A 17,121-nucleotide genomic window follows, 5' to 3' on the forward strand; every position below is an offset into this window, starting at 1 on the left:
CGGATGAAACAGTATTTGATTGCCCCCTCAATTCTGTCGGCTGATTTTGCCCGCCTGGGTGAAGATACCGCAAAAGCCCTGGCAGCTGGCGCTGATGTCGTGCATTTTGACGTCATGGATAACCACTATGTTCCCAATCTGACGATTGGGCCAATGGTGCTGAAATCCTTGCGTAACTATGGCATTACCGCCCCTATCGACGTACATCTGATGGTGAAACCCGTCGATCGCATTGTGCCTGATTTCGCTGCCGCTGGTGCCAGCATCATTACCTTTCATCCAGAAGCCTCCGAGCATGTTGACCGCACGCTGCAACTGATTAAAGAAAATGGCTGTAAAGCGGGTCTGGTATTTAACCCGGCGACACCTCTGAGCTATCTGGATTACGTGATGGATAAGCTGGATGTGATCCTGCTGATGTCCGTCAATCCTGGTTTCGGCGGTCAGTCTTTCATTCCTCAAACACTGGATAAACTGCGCGAAGTACGTCGCCGTATCGACGAGTCTGGCTTTGACATTCGTCTGGAAGTGGACGGTGGCGTGAAGGTGAACAACATTGGCGAAATCGCTGCGGCGGGCGCGGATATGTTCGTCGCCGGTTCGGCAATCTTCGACCAGCCAGACTACAAAAAAGTCATTGATGAAATGCGCAGTGAACTGGCAAAGGTAAGTCATGAATAAGTTTGAAGATATTCGCGGCGTCGCTTTTGATCTTGATGGTACGCTGGTCGACAGTGCTCCCGGTCTTGCTGCTGCGGTAGATATGGCGCTGTATGCGCTGGAGTTGCCCATCGCAGGTGAAGAACGCGTTATTACCTGGATTGGTAACGGCGCAGATGTTCTGATGGAGCGCGCATTGACCTGGGCGCGTCAGGAACGTGCGACTCAGCGTAAAACAATGGGTAAACCGCCCGTTGATGACGACATTCCGGCAGAAGAACAGGTACGTATTCTGCGTAAACTGTTCGATCGCTACTATGGCGAGGTTGCCGAAGAGGGGACGTTTTTGTTCCCGCACGTTGCCGATACGTTGGGCGCGTTGCAGGCTAAAGGCCTGCCGCTAGGCCTGGTCACCAACAAACCGACGCCGTTCGTCGCACCGCTGCTCGAAGCCTTAGATATTGCCAAATACTTTAGCGTGGTTATCGGCGGCGATGATGTGCAAAACAAAAAACCGCATCCGGACCCGCTGTTACTGGTGGCTGAGCGGATGGGAATTGCCCCACAACAGATGCTGTTTGTCGGCGACTCACGCAATGATATTCAGGCGGCAAAAGCGGCAGGTTGCCCATCAGTTGGCTTAACCTACGGATATAACTACGGCGAGGCTATCGATCTCAGCCAGCCTGATGTAATTTATCAGTCTATAAATGACCTTCTGCCCGCATTAGGGCTTCCGCATAGCGAAAATCAGGAATCGAAAAATGACTAAGCCCATCGTTTTTAGTGGCGCACAGCCCTCAGGTGAATTGACCATTGGTAACTACATGGGTGCGCTGCGTCAGTGGGTAAACATGCAGGATGACTACCATTGCATTTACTGTATCGTTGACCAACACGCGATCACCGTGCGCCAGGATGCACAGAAGCTGCGTAAAGCGACGCTGGATACGCTGGCCTTGTATCTGGCTTGTGGTATCGATCCTGAGAAAAGCACCATTTTTGTTCAGTCCCACGTACCAGAACATGCGCAGTTAGGCTGGGCACTGAACTGTTATACCTACTTCGGCGAACTGAGTCGCATGACGCAGTTTAAAGATAAATCTGCGCGTTATGCCGAGAACATCAACGCTGGTCTGTTTGACTATCCGGTGCTGATGGCTGCGGACATCCTGCTGTATCAAACTAATCTGGTACCGGTGGGTGAAGACCAGAAACAGCACCTGGAACTGAGTCGCGATATCGCCCAGCGTTTCAACGCGCTGTATGGCGAGATCTTTAAGGTGCCGGAGCCGTTTATTCCGAAATCTGGCGCGCGCGTAATGTCGCTGCTGGAGCCGACCAAGAAGATGTCCAAGTCTGACGATAACCGCAATAACGTTATCGGCCTGCTGGAAGATCCGAAATCGGTAGTGAAGAAAATCAAACGCGCGGTCACTGACTCCGACGAGCCGCCGGTAGTTCGCTACGATGTGCAGAACAAAGCGGGCGTTTCCAACCTGCTGGATATCCTTTCTGCGGTAACGGGCCAGAGCATCCCAGAACTGGAAAAACAGTTCGAAGGCAAGATGTATGGTCATCTGAAAGGTGAAGTGGCTGATGCCGTTTCCGGTATGCTGACTGAATTGCAGGAACGCTATCACCGTTTCCGCAACGATGAAGCCTTCCTGCAACAGGTGATGAAAGACGGCGCAGAAAAAGCCAGTGTACACGCTTCCCGTACGCTGAAAGCGGTGTACGAAGCGATTGGTTTTGTGGCGAAGCCGTAATTTAACATTAATGCCAAAAACCGGGGAAACCCGGTTTTTTTATCCTCATTTGCAATAATCCGAAAAAATGTGAAGCGCCTCGCCGTTTCCACATCTCGTCGTTGCCACTTATCTTCATTTTAATGAAGATATAAATATTCATTTTATTGAAAATATATTATGCGTCGAACGTTTATCAAAAAAGAAGGCGTCGTCATCATGACGCTGGCCCGTTATTTGTTGGGTGAAAAATGCGGTAATCGACTGAAAACCATAGATGAGCTGGCAACTGAATGCCGTTCATCGGTTGGCCTGACGCAGGCCGCGTTGAAAACGTTGGAATCAAGCGGAGCGATACGGATTGAACGCCGTGGGCGCAATGGCAGTTATCTGGTCGAGATGGATAACAAAGCATTGCTGAGTCATGTGGATATCAACAACGTGGTATGTGCGATGCCTTTGCCCTATACCCGCTTGTACGAAGGTTTAGCGAGCGGGCTGAAAGCTCAGTTTGATGGCATTCCTTTTTACTATGCGCATATGCGCGGCGCGGATATTCGCGTGGAGTGTTTACTTAACGGCGTGTATGACATGGCGGTGGTTTCCCGACTGGCGGCGGAAAGTTATCTCACGCAAAAAGGGTTATGCCTCGCGCTGGAGTTGGGGCCGCACACCTACGTTGGCGAGCACCAGTTGATTTGCCGTAAAGGCGAGTCCGCAAACGTGAAGCGCGTGGGGCTGGATAACCGTTCGGCGGATCAGAAAATCATGACCGATGTCTTTTTTGGCGATAGTGATGTGGAACGTGTCGATCTCTCTTATCACGAGAGTTTACAACGCATTGTTAAAGGCGATGTCGATGCGGTTATCTGGAACGTGGTGGCGGAAAACGAACTGACCATGCTGGGATTAGAGGCGACGCCGCTCACAGACGATCCGCGATTTTTACAGGCCACCGAAGCCGTGGTCCTGACGCGAGTCGATGATTACCCAATGCAACAACTGCTGCGTGCCGTTGTAGATAAACACGCCCTGCTCGCCCATCAACAACGGGTAGTGAGTGGGGAACAGGAACCGAGTTATTAAACGAAAGGCATCTGATATGGAAACCAGACTCAACCTGCTTTGCGAGGCAGGCGTTATTGATAAGGACATCTGCAAAGGCATGATGCAGGTCGTCAACGTACTGGAAACAGAGTGCCATCTGCCGGTGCGCAGTGAGCAAGGAACGATGGCGATGACACATATGGCGAGTGCACTGATGCGCAGTCGCCGTGGTGAAGAAATAGAGCCGCTGGATAACGAATTGCTGGCAGAGCTGGCGCAATCCAGCCACTGGCAAGCCGTTGTGCAATTGCATCAGGTGTTGTTGAAGGAATTCGCACTGGAAGTTAACCCGTGTGAAGAAGGCTATTTGCTGGCCAACCTTTATGGATTATGGATGGCTGCTAACGAAGAGGTTTGAAGCTCCCGACAAATCCACGTCGCACAACCTAAATATTCAAAAAAATGAATATTTAATTCAAGGAACAGAAACGAGGCAACAAGATGTTTGTAGAAGCATTGAAACGCCAGAACCCGGCGCTGATTTCCGCCGCACTAAGTTTGTGGCAGCAGGGCAAGATCGCCCCGGACAGCTGGGTGATCGACGTGGATCAGGTACTGGAAAACGGTAAGCGACTGATTGAGACGGCGCGGCTTTACGGCATTGAACTGTATCTGATGACCAAGCAGTTTGGCCGTAACCCATGGCTGGCGGAAAAATTGCTGGCATTAGGTTACAGCGGCATTGTGGCGGTGGATTACAAAGAGGCGCGAGTCATGCGCCGCGCTGGTTTGTCGGTGGCACATCAGGGGCATCTGGTACAAATCCCTTGTCATCAGGTTGCTGACGCCGTTGAACAGGGCACCGACGTCATCACCGTGTTTACTCTCGACAAAGCGCGGGAAGTTTCTGCGGCAGCGGTGAAGGCCGGACGTGTGCAGTTTGTGCTGCTCAAAGTTTATAGCGACGATGATTTTCTTTATCCGGGGCAGGAGAGCGGTTTTGTACAGCATTCGCTGCACGAGGTGGTTGCTGAAATTAAGAAACTGCCGGGGCTGCATTTAGCCGGACTTACCCATTTCCCTTGCCTGCTTTGGGATGAGGCTGCCGGAAAAGTTTTGCCGACACCGAATCTTCACACGCTGATACAGGCACGGGATCAACTGGCGAAATCTGGTATTGCACTTGAGCAACTGAACGCGCCTTCAGCGACCAGCTGCACTTCGCTGCCATTACTGGCGTAATACGGTGTGACTCATGCCGAACCCGGTCATGCGCTGACGGGCACTATTCCGGCAAACCAGCAGGGCGATCAGTCTGAACGTATCGCGATGCTCTGGTTGAGTGAAATCTCCCATCATTTCCGTGGCGACAGCTACTGCTACGGCGGCGGTTACTACCGTCGTGGTCATGCGCAACATGCGTTGGTGTTTACGCCAGAAAATCAAAAGATTACTGAAACCAATCTCAAAACTGTGGATGACAGCAGTATCGACTACACCCTGTCGCTGGCAGGCGAGTTTCCGGTAAGCAGTGCAGTGGTGCTCTGTTTCCGCACGCAGATTTTTGTCACCCGTAGCGATGTGGTGCTGGTGTCCGGTATTCACCGTGGCGAACCGAAAATAGTTGGTCGTTATGACAGTCTTGGAAACTCTCTGGGGGCGTAATGGCGCGATTTGTGGTGTTAGTGATTGATAGCTTTGGCGTAGGGGCAATGAAAGATGTCACGCTGGTGCGTCCGCAAGATGCGGGAGCGAATACATGTGGTCACATCCTGAGCCAGTTGCCGCATTTGCAGCTACCAACGCTGGAGAAGCTGGGGCTAATCAACGCATTGGGTTATGCGCCAGGCGATATGCAGCCGTCAGATTCCGCAACCTGGGGCGTGGCAGAGCTGCAACATGAAGGTGGCGATACCTTTATGGGGCATCAGGAAATTTTAGGCACGCGCCCGTTACCGCCGCTGCGGATGCCTTTTCGCGATGTGATTGACCGTGTTGAGCAGGCATTAGTATCCGCCGGTTGGCAGGTGGAGCGCCGTGGCGATGAACTGTAATTTCTGTGGGTCAATCAGGCGGTTGCGATTGGCGATAATCTCGAGGCGGATTTAGGCCAAGTCTATAACATTACCGCCAATCTCTCTGTGATCTCTTTTGACGACGCAATCAAAATTGGTCGTATCGTGCGTGAGCAGGTACAGGTCGGTCGGGTCATTACATTTGGTGGCCTGTTAACCGACAGTCAACGCATTCTCGATGCCGCAGAAAGCAAAGAAGGGCGCTTTATTGGTATCAATGCGCCGCGTTCTGGCGCTTATGACAACGGCTTCCAGGTCGTGCATATGGGCTACGGTGTCGATAAAAAAGTGCAGGTGCCGCAAAAACTGTATGAGGCGGGCGTGCCAACCGTGCTGGTGGGTAAGGTGGCAGATATCGTCAGCAATCCTTATGGCGTGAGCTGGCAAAACCTGGTGGATAGCCAGCGGATTATGGATATCACCCTCGACGAATTTAACACCCATCCGACGGCGTTTATTTGCACCAATATCCAGGAAACCGACCTCGCTGGTCATGCAGAAGACGTCGCACGTTATGCCGAACGTTTGCAGGTCGTTGACCGTAACCTTGCCCGGCTTGTTGATGCGATGCAGCCAGATGATTGCCTGGTCGTGATGGCGGATCACGGCAACGATCCGACCATTGGTCACAGCCACCATACCCGCGAAGTGGTGCCGCTGCTGGTTTATCAGCAAGGCCTGGCTGCTACGCAGCTCGGTGTGCGCACCACGCTTTCTGATGTGGGAGCTACCGTGTGTGAATTTTTCCGTGCGCCACCGCCACAAAATGGTCGCTCTTTTCTTTCCTCCCTCCGGTTTGCAGGAGACACCCTATGAGTTTTGATCCGACGGGTTACACCCTGGCCCATGAGCATCTGCATATTGATCTCTCCGGCTTTAAAAACAACGTGGACTGCCGCCTTGATCAGTATGCGTTCATTTGCCAGGAGATGAACGACCTGATGACCCGGGGTGTACGTAATGTGATTGAGATGACCAACCGTTACATGGGGCGCAATGCGCAATTTATGCTCGGTGTAATGCGCGAAACCGGGATCAACGTGGTGGCCTGTACTGGTTATTACCAGGATGCGTTTTTCCCGGAACATGTGGTGACCCGCAGCGTGCAGGAACTGGCGCAGGAGATGGTCGATGAAATTGAACAGGGTATCGATGGCACGGAGCTGAAAGCCGGGATCATCGCGGAGATCGGCTCCAGCGAAGGAAAGATTACGCCGCTGGAAGAGAAGGTATTTATTGCCGCTGCGCTGGCGCATAACCAGACCGGACGCCCGATCTCCACGCATACGTCGTTCAGCACCATGGGGCTGGAACAACTGGCTCTGTTGCAAGCCCACGGAGTTGATCTTTCGCGCGTCACCGTTGGTCACTGCGATCTGAAAGACAACCTCGACAACATTTTGAAGATGATCGATCTCGGCGCGTACGTGCAGTTCGACACCATTGGTAAGAACAGTTACTACCCGGACGAAAAGCGCATTGCGATGCTCCACGCGCTACGTGACCGTGGGTTGCTGAACCGCGTCATGCTGTCGATGGATATTACGCGCCGCTCCCATTTAAAAGCCAATGGTGGTTATGGCTATGACTATTTATTGACCACCTTTATTCCGCAATTGCGCCAGTCAGGATTCAGTCAGGCCGATGTGGATGTGATGTTACGTGAAACTCCCTCTCAATTTTTCCAATAAGGACAGACTCATGAAAAAGATTGGCGTTGCAGGCTTACAGCGTGAGCAGATTAAAAAAACCATTGAAGCGACGGCTCCTGGCAGTTTTGAAGTTTTCATTCACAACGACATGGAAGCGGCAATGAAAGTGAAATCCGGGCAACTGGATTACTACATCGGTGCGTGTAATACCGGTGCGGGCGCGGCATTGTCGATTGCCATCGCGGTGATTGGCTATAACAAAAGTTGCACCATTGCCAAACCAGGCATTAAAGCGAAAGACGAGCATATCGCCAAAATGATCGCTGAAGGAAAAGTGGCGTTTGGCCTTTCCGTTGAGCACGTCGAACACGCGATTCCGATGCTGATTAACCATCTGAAATAAAAGGCACGACTATGGATCTGTATATTCAGATTATCGTGGTGGCGTGCCTGACGGGTATGACATCGCTTCTGGCGCATCGCTCGGCGGCTGTTTTTCATGACGGTATCCGCCCGATCCTGCCGCAACTGATTGAAGGCTATATGAACCGTCGCGAGGCGGGGAGTATCGCTTTTGGTCTGAGCATTGGTTTTGTGGCCTCGGTGGGGATCTCTTTTACCCTGAAAACCGGGCTGCTCAACGCATGGTTACTCTTTCTTCCTACCGATATCCTCGGCGTACTGGCGATAAACAGCCTGATGGCGTTTGGTCTTGGCGCTATCTGGGGCGTGTTGATCCTTACTTGCCTGTTGCCAGTAAACCAGCTGCTGACCGCGCTGCCGGTGGATGTATTAGGTAGCCTCGGGGAATTAAGCTCGCCGGTGGTTTCTGCTTTTGCACTGTTCCCGCTGGTGGCGATTTTCTACCAGTTTGGCTGGAAGCAAAGTCTGGTCGCCGCCGTGGTTGTTCTGATGACCCGTGTGGTAGTCGTGCGCTATTTCCCACATCTTAACCCTGAATCCATCGAAATCTTTATTGGCATGGTGATGCTGCTGGGGATCGCGATAACTCACGACCTGCGTCATCGTGATGAAAATGATATTGATGCCAGCGGGCTTTCGGTGTTTGAAGAACGCACGTCGCGGATTATCAAAAACTTACCCTATATCGCCATCGTGGGAGCATTGATTGCCGCCGTTGCCAGCATGAAGATTTTCGCCGGCAGTGAAGTGTCGATCTTCACTCTGGAGAAAGCGTACTCCGCAGGCGTAACGCCGGAACAATCGCAAACGCTGATCAACCAGGCGGCACTGGCAGAATTTATGCGCGGGCTGGGTTTTGTACCGTTGATTGCCACCACCGCCTTAGCAACGGGTGTGTATGCAGTTGCGGGCTTTACCTTTGTTTATGCGGTGGGCTATCTCTCGCCGAATCCGATAGTTGCAGCGGTATTAGGCGCAGTGGTTATTTCGGCGGAAGTCTTGCTGCTTCGTTCGATCGGCAAATGGCTGGGACGCTACCCGTCGGTGCGTAATGCGTCGGATAACATCCGTAACGCCATGAATATGCTGATGGAAGTGGCGCTGCTGGTCGGTTCGATTTTCGCAGCAATTAAGATGGCGGGTTATACCGGATTCTCTATCGCGGTTGCCATTTACTTCCTCAACGAATCCCTGGGCCGTCCGGTACAGAAAATGGCGGCACCGGTCGTGGCAGTAATGATCACCGGTATTCTGCTGAATGTTCTTTACTGGCTTGGCCTGTTCGTTCCGGCTTAAGGAAGGCACCTATGAAGACGTTTCCTCTGCAAAGTCTGACGATTATTGAGGCGCAGCAAAAGCAGTTTGCGCTGGTGGATAGCATTTGTCGCCATTTCCCCGGCAGCGAGTTTCTTACTGGCGGTGATTTAGGCTTAACGCCAGGACTGAATCAACCGCGCGTTACCCAGCGTGTGGAACAGGTGCTGGCTGATGCATTTCACGCACAGGCTGCGGCGCTGGTGCAGGGTGCGGGTACTGGCGCGATTCGTGCGGCGTTGGCGGCTTTGCTCAAACCGGGGCAGCGTCTTCTGGTACATGATGCGCCTGTTTACCCGACGACACAGGTCATTATTGAGCAGATGGGGCTGACGCTTATTACTGCTGATTTCAATGACCTGTCGGCACTGAAGCAGGTCGTCGACGAGCAACTACCGGATGCGGCGCTGGTGCAGCATACGCGCCAGCAGCCGCAGGACGGCTACATTCTGGCAGATGTGCTGGCAACATTGCGCTCGGCTGGCGTTCCTGCATTAACCGATGACAACTATGCGGTGATGAAAGTGGCGCGAATTGGCTGCGAATGCGGGGCAAATGTCTCGACTTTTTCCTGCTTCAAGCTGTTTGGGCCGGAGGGTGTTGGCGCGGTGGTAGGCGATGCCGATGTTATTAGTCGGATTCGCTCCACGCTCTATTCCGGCGGCAGCCAGATTCAGGGCGCTCAGGCGCTGGAAGTCTTGTGTGGGCTGGTGTTTGCGCCAGTGATGCACGCGGTGCAGGCGGGGGTATCTGAACGGTTGCTGGCTTTGCTTAACGGTGGTGCGGTGCCGGAAGTGAAAAGCGCGGTGATTGCTAATGCGCAGTCGAAGGTGTTGATTGTCGAGTTTCATCAGCCGATTGCCGCCAGAGTGCTGGAAGAGGCGCAAAAGCGCGGTGCCTTGCCTTACCCGGTGGGTGCAGAGTCGAAATATGAAATCCCGCCGCTCTTTTATCGCCTTTCCGGAACGTTTCGCCAGGCGAATCCACAATCAGAACATTGTGCGATTCGCATTAACCCGAATCGCAACGGTGAAGAGACGGTGCTGCGGATTTTGCGTGAGAGTATTGCCAGTATTTAATGCTGGATAGCACCGTCAAGCTAAATTCCGTACTGAACGGTCCCCTCGCCCCTTTGGGGAGAGGGTTAGGGTGAGGGGAACGTACGGGATGTAAAATTCAACGCGCCAGCATCGCCGGATGCGATGCTGGCGCATCTTATCCGGCCTACGGTTAATGTCTTTTATTATCAATCGTTAAGGTGATGCGATTGGCGCGGCAGAAGAGTTCGGAGACGTGCACCGGTTTGTCATTCTGATCAAAGGCGATTTTGCTGATGCGAAACAACGGTTCGCCCAGTTCGCATTTCAGCCATTTTGCCTGCGGGCGGGTGGCGGCAAAGATATCGATGGTCTTTTTGTCGCTGACCACTCGCGTGTCAAAACGCTCCTGAAATAACTGATAGGTGGAGCTTCCTTCGACGTAAATCTCATCAAAGTCAGGATAACGCGACAGCGGGATCCATGAACTATCAATAAACAGCGGCTCTTTATCGAGATACATCACCCGGCAGAGATGGAACACTTCGCTGTTTCCGGGGATGTTCAGCTTTTCGCAAAACGGCGCGGCGCTGACCCGTTCCTGTTCGATCACTTTCTCTTTCGTCGCCTTGCCTTGTGAGACGCCAAAATCGGTAAAACCACTGACAGTAAGCAGGGCGTTTTCAACTTTCTGGCTTTGTACAAAGGTGCCTTTGCCCTGCCAGCGGATCAGTACGCCGTCTGCCACTAAGTCGCTGATAGCTTTGCGAATAGTAATGCGGCTGACGTTATATTGCGTACAAAGCTCGTTTTCGGTAGGGATCTGTTGCCCGGCCTGGTAAACCCCCTGCGCGATATCATCCAGCAGCCGCTGGCGGACGGTAGCGTAGAGGAGTTGATGAGAGTAGCGGTCCGTAGCTGACATAATCGACCCTGAAATAAAGAATGAATTACACGGATTATAGGGTCGTTTTCCGGCAAGTAACAGCACGTTGGCGCGGAGATGCTCACGCCAACGTTATACCTACCAGGCACCGTGATACTGAATGGTTTTCGCCGCGCACGCCGTTCCCTGCGCCATCGCCTGCGGTAATGTCATCCCCGCAGACCAGCCGCAAAGGAATCCGGCAATGAACGAATCTCCGGCACCCATGGTGTCGATAACCGTCACCGGTTCAGGAGCCTGACGCCAGAACTGCGCGCCATCCCAGGCAATGCTGCCGTTTTCACCCAGCGTGACAATCACTGTTCCTGCGCCACGGGCAACAATCGCTTTCATCTTCAGACGCAGCGCTTCGTCTTCTTGCGGTGCGGAGGCAAAGGCAAAATCGAGATGCGGCACCAGTGTCTGCCAGAGCGGGCTGTCCCACTTGTCGGAGAAGTCGAAAGCGGTAAGTTTGCCCGCAGCGTGCAGCTGTGGGAATGCGTCTTCCGCATGTCCCCAGATTGCCGCGTGCACAATGTCATACTGCGCCAGCCAGGCGTAATCCTCTTCACTCAGGGCAAAGTCGGCCATCACGCCTTCGGTGTAGTCGCCAAAAACGCGATCATTGTCGTGCAGTTCCACCTGAGTTTGTGCGGTAACGCCGTGTTTCGTATGGACATGGCTGATATCGACGCCCATGCGGGCGAGATCCTGCTTCAGCTTTGTGCCGTAGTCATCGTCACCCACCAAGGTAATGCATCCCGGCTGTATGCCGTAGCGAGTGCAGTACACCGCCACATTGACCGCATTACCGCCAGAAAACGCTTTATTCAGTTGCGGGTAGATATCGACGCAGTTATCGCCGATTGTCGCCAGGGTTTTCATCTCTCATCCTCCGGCAGCAGCGCGCGAAAGCGTTCCAGCGCCTGGCGGGCATAGAGTCTGGGCTCGTTCATATACATCGTCACCAGCTCCACCGTACAGTAACCCTCATAGCCCCGCTCAATAATATCGCGCATCAGTTCCCGCAGCGGCATTTTGCCTTCTCCAGGAATGTAATGCGTGTCGCTGGCCCCGTCGCTGTCGACAATATGCAGATGACGATAATTTATCGCCCAGTTTGTCGAAATAACTCATCACCGGTTCCGCCTGGACATACGGCGCGCAAATGTCGACCATGCTGAACAGGCGCGGCGAAGGCACCAGCGCCAGCGCATGAAGCACATCATTAGCATTACACACGACGTTCGATTCATACGGCGTTAACGGTTCGAGGATTAGATCCATGCCGATGTTTTCCGCGTACTCACACAGTTCGCTTAGGTTCTCTGCCAGCCGTCCCCAGATAACATTAGGTGGCGTGAGATAGCCTGCGTGGGCCGCGGAAATCAGCGTATAACCCGCGTTCATCTCTTTTGCCATATCCATCGCCAGCTTGATCATGTCGAGGCTTTCGCGACGCATATGTTCATCGCCCAGCATCATGTTATACGGATAGCCGTTGGTTTCTGGCGTATAGCCGATAATCGGCATCTGATACGTCTGCGCCAGCGCCTTGATTTGTTTGATGCCGCCCGCTTTTAAGTCCGGCGCGAACGCGTGCGGGCGACCGCCCCAAATTTCGATGCCGTCGTAACCCAGCTCGCTTGCATCACGAAATGCGTGTTCAATAGGCAGCCGCTGGTGGCCGCAGGTAAACATACCTGTTTTCATCGGGTAACTCCTTGCGTAAATCCGGCCCGTTGCCGGGCCGGGAGAGGGATTAATATTCCACCAGACCACCGTAATAGCGGCGTTCATCCGGGTTGTGATCTTTGTAAATAGACAGGTAGTAGCAGAGCCACTCCATTGGCACGAACATCAGGAACGGTGCCAGCCACGGGTGCAGCCCTTGCGAAATTTCGGCGTAATCGATGACGATCACGTTGTCAGTACGCTGTTTAACAAAGTTAATGGCGCGTTCGGTGGTGTGGCGACTTTCATCATTGCCGAGCAGGAACAGGAACGGAACGCCCGGTTCGACAATCTCCAGCGGGCCATGGCGGAACTCTCCGCTCTCAATCACGCAGCCGTGCGTCCAGGTAAATTCCATCAGCGTTACAATGCCTTCTTTGTAACCCAGCGGACGCAGCGGACCCGCAGCAACGGTATAAATCATCGGCCACTGGCTGGCCAGTTCACCAAGCTGGCGGCCTTTTTCTTCCCAGGTGCGTACCAGATGACCGAGCGCATTCGGCAACGGCTTGAGATCGTTTTTGATCTTGCCGATTTCCGCGTTCGGCGCGAGGCGGGTGATCATCTCCAGCACCACGCTGTAGCAGAGCAGCAGGTGAATTTCCCAGATACAGTCGGCCTGATAATCAATGCTAAATTCCGCCGCCGAGGTAATCGGGCTGTCCGCGCGTTTGGTGAACGCCGCAGTGAGTGCGCCGCAGGCCCGGCCCAGCTCCAGCGCTTTGATTACCTCTTCCGTTTTACCGTAGTCAGAAACGCCAATCACCGCGCAACGATCGTCGAGGCGATACGGGGTGTTATCGCAGAACTCCCAGCCGGAAATGGCGTAGACCTGAAGATCGGAAAAGCGATCCGCCAGATGTTTCGCCGTTTGCGCCGCGTTGAGTGGCGAGCCGCAGGCAACGAAATAAATACGATCAATGTCGCGCTTCACCATCTCTTCCACGATGGCGTGCACCAGCGGAACGTCATGGCTGAGAACTTTTTCCACTTCCTGAACCATATTTTCGGTGACCAGAAAGTCCACGGTGCTTTTATCAATATCCAACATTTTATTTTCTCCAGATAACATTACGACAAAGCGTTGAGCTGGCGGCTACGCTTCGCCCAGAAGGCGTAAGCAGGCAGACCAGTAGCAATAACGATGACGGCGCAGATAAGGCCGGGAATCGGTGCCCAGACAAAGGTTGAGGCGACCAGAATGAGGCTTGACGCAATGGCGAGGGTGGTCATCAGCCCGAAAGCCGGAGTACGCCACAGCGGTTTGTAATCGTCGCGTTTACGACACCAGATGATGGAGCCGAAGGTGAGGGTATTTTTGAAACACATCACCAGGGTGAAATAACCCAGCAGGCTGGTGAGATCGGAAACGAAGATGAAGAAGATCCCCAGCGCCCCTTGCAGGATGATGGAGACATCCGGCGTGTTGTATTTCGGATGCACATGGCCGAAGCATTTAAAGAACAGGTTGTCTTTCGCCATCGCGTATTCCAGCCGCGGCTGGTACATCACGCAGCTGGAAAGCGAACCAAGAATGACGATCATCGCCGTGATGGCAACAAAGATCCCAGCGGTGCTGCCGAGTGCGGGGATCCAGGTCAGGGCGTCGGAAATCGGCGTTTCAGAATTGGCGAGTTTGTCGAAGGGCATCAGGCCGGAAATCACCAGCGCCAGCAGGGTGTAGAGCACCAGAACCAGCAGACAGGAACCAATCAGCGCTCGTGGCATGGTTTTTCCGGGGTTTTTAATTTCGCCGGTCATATAACAGATAGAGGCCATGCCGGTATACGACCAACTGGTGGCAGAGATCCCCGCCAGCAGCGCCATAAAGCTGCCCGTTGCGCCAATCGCAGTGGTGGTAGGGGCGGCAAAATTCTCCGCTTTAAACCAGAAGATCCCAAGGCCAATGACGATAGTGAACGGGATAATTTTGGCGATGGTAATTAGCGTCTGAAACGCTGCGCCGCCTTCAACGGAGCGCAGGTGTAGCAACATAAAGGCGATAATTAATCCGGCGGCGATAAATTTACCGAGCAACGGATCGATAGGCGTTAAAAAGCCAAGATTGCTGACAATCGCCAGCGCCATAATCGACAATGACGGTGCATCGTTGGCCCAGAAGCTGGCCCAGCCGGAGAGGAAAGCCAGCGGTCGGCTTCCGGCATTTTTCAGATAAACATAATCTGCGCCATTTTCCGGATAAGCGGTGGATAGTTCCGCATAGACGCACATTTGCGGGATCACAATTAACCCGCCAATGACAAACGCGAGCACCGTAAGCCACGGCGTGCCCGCTGCTTTTGCCACTTCACCCACAGATACAAAAATACCGGAGCCGACGGTTGTCCCGACGGCGATTGCAAGAACGGCCCAAAATCCGAGCTTGCGTTGGAGTTCCTGGCTTCCCATAGCGATACCTTTTTCTTGTCCAATACGTTGTAGGGGAGAGTTTGCAGTCATTTAAAAGGTAACATGACAATGCATGATGAATATAACAACATATGATGTTATGTAATGTGGAGGAAGATCACAAAATTTCGCACAGGATCGCGCTGTGGCTAATGGATGTAGTTATCAAATTGAATTTAAAGTGAAAATATTTTTACGGGCGGGGGCAAGAAGGACATAGAAACAAATACGCCCTCGGAAAATCCAGAGGGCGTCGGGCAATTAAACCGGTGTTAGCCGATTTCTGTCAGAGACTTACTGTGCAGTAGGACCGCAACCGCCAATGATTTTAGAAATAGAAATTGCCGGGTGCAGCAGGTAGTCGTAAGAGCAGTTCTTATCACGGTTTTCAATATGACCAGTACATGCAGTTAACGTAGCCAGTACTGCACCTACCAGTGCAACTTTAATAAATTTGTTCATTTACATTCCCTATGTATTATATATTAATTAATATTCATTGATTATATGAATATAAGCAGACTGCTCGTTAAGAACGATACAGGAATATTTAATTGGCGTCAGTGAGCGAATGACTTAATTTTGTAAGTCGCTGTAACGGTGAATATAACCCATTAGCAGATAATATTTATTAAGGGGTTATGTTTTATTTGCTGAATATATAAAAAGAGTCATTAAGAAGGCCAGAATTCTCTGGCCCGGGTTAAATTAATGGTTGGAGAACCAGTTCAGTTTATCGCGCAGGCCAACAACCCGACCAATAATAATTAGCGATGGACTGTTCATTTGCTGAGCAAGTTCACCGAGTTGCGTGAGCGTACCGTCAATCACGCGCTGCGTGACTGCCGTTCCGTTTTCGACAATTGCCACCGGCATTTCGCCAGGCATACCGTGTTCAATCAGCTTTTGCTGAATAGTCGCGGCCTGATTCAATCCCATATAGAACACCAGCGTCTGTTTTTCTGCCGCCAGGTTTTCCCAGTCCAGCTCGCCACCGGTTTTTAAGTGTCCGGTAATTAAGCGTACGCTCTGGGCATAATCGCGATGCGTGAGTGGAATACCCGAATAGGCAGAGCAACCAGAAGCTGCGGTAATACCCGGAACCACCGAGAACGGAATACCCGCGTTGCACAGTGTTTCCAGCTCTTCGCCACCACGGCCAAAAATAAACGGATCGCCACCTTTCAGCCGCACCACGCGTTTGCCTTTTTGCGCTTCCCGCAGCAGGATCTGGTTAATCTCTTCCTGCGGTACACAGTGGTATCCCGCGCGTTTGCCGACGAAAACGCGATCAGCATCGCGGCGTACCAGATTCATAATATCGTCAGAAACCAGACGGTCGTAGACCACCACATCTGCCTGCTGAATTTGTTGCAGTCCTTTCAGCGTCAGCAGCCCGGCATCGCCCGGACCTGCACCAACCAGCACCACTTCACCGCGATGGTCGAGCGGTTCGTTGATTAACTGTTCGGTCGTTTCAGTAATGGCTTTCTGATCGTTGTTTGCCAGCGACTGCGCCAGGCGGTCGTTAACGAACAATTTCTCCCAGAAACGGCGACGCTCACTCATCGTGGCGAACTGTTGTTTCACTCGCCCGCGTAATTGCCCGGCATATTTCGCCACCTGGCCCAGATGCAACGGCAGCAGTGATTCGAGTTTTTCGCGCAACAGGCGCGCCAGAACCGGAGAGGTGCCGCCAGAGGAGACCGCTACCATTAGCGGTGAGCGGTCAATAATCGACGGCATAATAAAGCTGGCGGCTTTCGGCGCATCGACTACGTTACAGAAGATGCGACGAGCTTCAGCGGCTTCGCTGACGCGCTGGTTAAGCGTGTCATCATCCGTCGCTGCAATCGCCAGCCAGCAGGTGTCGAGAAGGCTTTCATCAAATGGCCCTTCGACGAGGGTTAACATGCCTGCATCTGCCCATGCGGTGAACTGTGGAATAAACGCTAATGCATTCACCGTTAAGCGAGCGCCTGCGTCTAACAGCAACCTTGCTTTGCGTTCCGCGACATCACCACCGCCGACAATCAGACAGTCGCGATCGCGTAATTGGCAAAATATAGGCAAATGATCCACGTAAAAACCCCTTAG

Annotated in this window: 15 protein-coding genes and 3 pseudogenes; 11 read left to right on the forward strand and 7 right to left on the reverse strand. The window is 52.7% G+C overall.

What is annotated here, in order from left to right; all coding sequences use genetic code 11:
- Nucleotides 1–3: 3 nt before the first annotated feature.
- The 11 genes and pseudogenes from rpe (at nt 4) to C1P89_RS21775 (ending at nt 9,998) form a co-directional block, all read left to right on the forward strand.
- Entirely contained in the window at nt 4–681 is a 678-nt protein-coding gene (gene rpe / locus C1P89_RS21720; protein WP_000816280.1) for a ribulose-phosphate 3-epimerase, read from the forward strand.
- Nucleotides 674–1,432: a phosphoglycolate phosphatase gene (gene gph, locus C1P89_RS21725; RefSeq protein WP_001031707.1), complete on the forward strand. Its 759-nt coding sequence runs from the start codon at nt 674–676 to the stop codon at nt 1,430–1,432. Before rpe ends, gph begins: the two co-directional genes overlap by 8 nt.
- Nucleotides 1,425–2,429, forward strand: a complete 1,005-nt coding sequence (gene trpS, locus C1P89_RS21730; RefSeq protein WP_000165553.1) for a tryptophan--tRNA ligase — start codon at nt 1,425–1,427, stop codon at nt 2,427–2,429. Before gph ends, trpS begins: the two co-directional genes overlap by 8 nt.
- A gap of 159 nt (nt 2,430–2,588) precedes the next feature.
- A complete protein-coding gene (gene yhfZ, locus C1P89_RS21735; RefSeq protein WP_001254784.1) occupies nt 2,589–3,494 on the forward strand; it encodes a GntR family transcriptional regulator YhfZ in 906 nt (301 codons plus the stop codon).
- Between the two features lie 16 nt (nt 3,495–3,510).
- Nucleotides 3,511–3,873, forward strand: coding sequence for a PRD domain protein (locus tag C1P89_RS21740; RefSeq protein ID WP_001295165.1), 363 nt, complete (start codon nt 3,511–3,513; stop codon nt 3,871–3,873).
- 83 nt (nt 3,874–3,956) lie between these two features.
- A pseudogene (locus tag C1P89_RS21745) lies at nt 3,957–5,120 on the forward strand (YhfX family PLP-dependent enzyme).
- Nucleotides 5,120–6,346: pseudogene (locus C1P89_RS21755) on the forward strand (phosphopentomutase). The pseudogenes C1P89_RS21745 and C1P89_RS21755 overlap by 1 nt, the downstream one beginning before the upstream one ends.
- The gene (locus C1P89_RS21760; protein WP_000007025.1) at nt 6,343–7,221 is read left to right on the forward strand and encodes a phosphotriesterase-related protein; all 879 of its coding nucleotides are present in this window, start codon (nt 6,343–6,345) and stop codon (nt 7,219–7,221) included. Before C1P89_RS21755 ends, C1P89_RS21760 begins: the two are co-directional and overlap by 4 nt.
- Before the next feature lie 10 nt (nt 7,222–7,231).
- Nucleotides 7,232–7,585 (forward strand): DUF2620 domain-containing protein, encoded by a 354-nt coding sequence (locus tag C1P89_RS21765; RefSeq protein ID WP_001297518.1) that lies wholly within the window; start codon nt 7,232–7,234, stop codon nt 7,583–7,585.
- Nucleotides 7,586–7,596: 11 nt separating this feature from the next.
- A complete protein-coding gene (locus tag C1P89_RS21770) occupies nt 7,597–8,901 on the forward strand; it encodes a YhfT family protein (RefSeq protein WP_000366875.1) in 1,305 nt (434 codons plus the stop codon).
- Nucleotides 8,902–8,912: 11 nt separating this feature from the next.
- Nucleotides 8,913–9,998, forward strand: a complete 1,086-nt coding sequence (locus C1P89_RS21775) for an aminotransferase class I/II-fold pyridoxal phosphate-dependent enzyme (RefSeq protein WP_000847133.1) — start codon at nt 8,913–8,915, stop codon at nt 9,996–9,998.
- 151 nt (nt 9,999–10,149) lie between these two features.
- Here C1P89_RS21775 and frlR read toward each other — a convergent pair whose 3' ends face one another.
- From frlR to cysG, 7 genes and pseudogenes are all read right to left on the reverse strand, one after another.
- A complete protein-coding gene (gene frlR / locus C1P89_RS21780) occupies nt 10,150–10,881 on the reverse strand; it encodes a DNA-binding transcriptional regulator FrlR (protein ID WP_001276847.1) in 732 nt (243 codons plus the stop codon).
- 99 nt (nt 10,882–10,980) lie between these two features.
- Nucleotides 10,981–11,766: a fructoselysine 6-kinase gene (gene frlD / locus C1P89_RS21785; protein ID WP_000853342.1), complete on the reverse strand. Its 786-nt coding sequence runs from the start codon at nt 11,764–11,766 to the stop codon at nt 10,981–10,983.
- Nucleotides 11,763–12,594, reverse strand: a pseudogene (gene frlC / locus C1P89_RS21790) (fructoselysine 3-epimerase). Before frlC ends, frlD begins: the two are co-directional and overlap by 4 nt.
- A gap of 49 nt (nt 12,595–12,643) precedes the next feature.
- Nucleotides 12,644–13,666, reverse strand: a complete 1,023-nt coding sequence (gene frlB / locus C1P89_RS21795) for a fructoselysine 6-phosphate deglycase (RefSeq protein ID WP_005143727.1) — start codon at nt 13,664–13,666, stop codon at nt 12,644–12,646.
- 20 nt (nt 13,667–13,686) lie between these two features.
- A complete protein-coding gene (gene frlA / locus C1P89_RS21800; RefSeq protein WP_000535505.1) occupies nt 13,687–15,024 on the reverse strand; it encodes a fructoselysine/psicoselysine transporter in 1,338 nt (445 codons plus the stop codon).
- A gap of 294 nt (nt 15,025–15,318) precedes the next feature.
- Nucleotides 15,319–15,486 carry a YhfL family protein gene (locus C1P89_RS21805; protein ID WP_001031834.1) on the reverse strand — a complete coding sequence of 56 codons (168 nt, stop codon included), beginning with the start codon at nt 15,484–15,486 and terminating at the stop codon, nt 15,319–15,321.
- Nucleotides 15,487–15,732: 246 nt separating this feature from the next.
- A complete protein-coding gene (gene cysG / locus C1P89_RS21810; RefSeq protein ID WP_000349881.1) occupies nt 15,733–17,106 on the reverse strand; it encodes a siroheme synthase CysG in 1,374 nt (457 codons plus the stop codon).
- Nucleotides 17,107–17,121 lie beyond the last annotated feature (15 nt).

Origin of the sequence: Shigella sonnei (assembly GCF_002950395.1) — a bacterium.
GTDB lineage: Bacteria > Pseudomonadota > Gammaproteobacteria > Enterobacterales > Enterobacteriaceae > ECMA0423.

Coding starts and splice junctions, on each gene's coding strand:
- rpe (WP_000816280.1), top strand. CDS start 4: ATGAAACAGTATTTGATTGCCCCCTCAATTCTGTCGGCTGATTTTGCC.
- gph (WP_001031707.1), top strand. CDS start 674: ATGAATAAGTTTGAAGATATTCGCGGCGTCGCTTTTGATCTTGATGGT.
- trpS (WP_000165553.1), top strand. CDS start 1,425: ATGACTAAGCCCATCGTTTTTAGTGGCGCACAGCCCTCAGGTGAATTG.
- yhfZ (WP_001254784.1), top strand. CDS start 2,589: ATGCGTCGAACGTTTATCAAAAAAGAAGGCGTCGTCATCATGACGCTG.
- C1P89_RS21740 (WP_001295165.1), top strand. CDS start 3,511: ATGGAAACCAGACTCAACCTGCTTTGCGAGGCAGGCGTTATTGATAAG.
- C1P89_RS21760 (WP_000007025.1), top strand. CDS start 6,343: ATGAGTTTTGATCCGACGGGTTACACCCTGGCCCATGAGCATCTGCAT.
- C1P89_RS21765 (WP_001297518.1), top strand. CDS start 7,232: ATGAAAAAGATTGGCGTTGCAGGCTTACAGCGTGAGCAGATTAAAAAA.
- C1P89_RS21770 (WP_000366875.1), top strand. CDS start 7,597: ATGGATCTGTATATTCAGATTATCGTGGTGGCGTGCCTGACGGGTATG.
- C1P89_RS21775 (WP_000847133.1), top strand. CDS start 8,913: ATGAAGACGTTTCCTCTGCAAAGTCTGACGATTATTGAGGCGCAGCAA.
- frlR (WP_001276847.1), bottom strand. CDS start 10,881: ATGTCAGCTACGGACCGCTACTCTCATCAACTCCTCTACGCTACCGTC.
- frlD (WP_000853342.1), bottom strand. CDS start 11,766: ATGAAAACCCTGGCGACAATCGGCGATAACTGCGTCGATATCTACCCG.
- frlB (WP_005143727.1), bottom strand. CDS start 13,666: ATGTTGGATATTGATAAAAGCACCGTGGACTTTCTGGTCACCGAAAAT.
- frlA (WP_000535505.1), bottom strand. CDS start 15,024: ATGGGAAGCCAGGAACTCCAACGCAAGCTCGGATTTTGGGCCGTTCTT.
- C1P89_RS21805 (WP_001031834.1), bottom strand. CDS start 15,486: ATGAACAAATTTATTAAAGTTGCACTGGTAGGTGCAGTACTGGCTACG.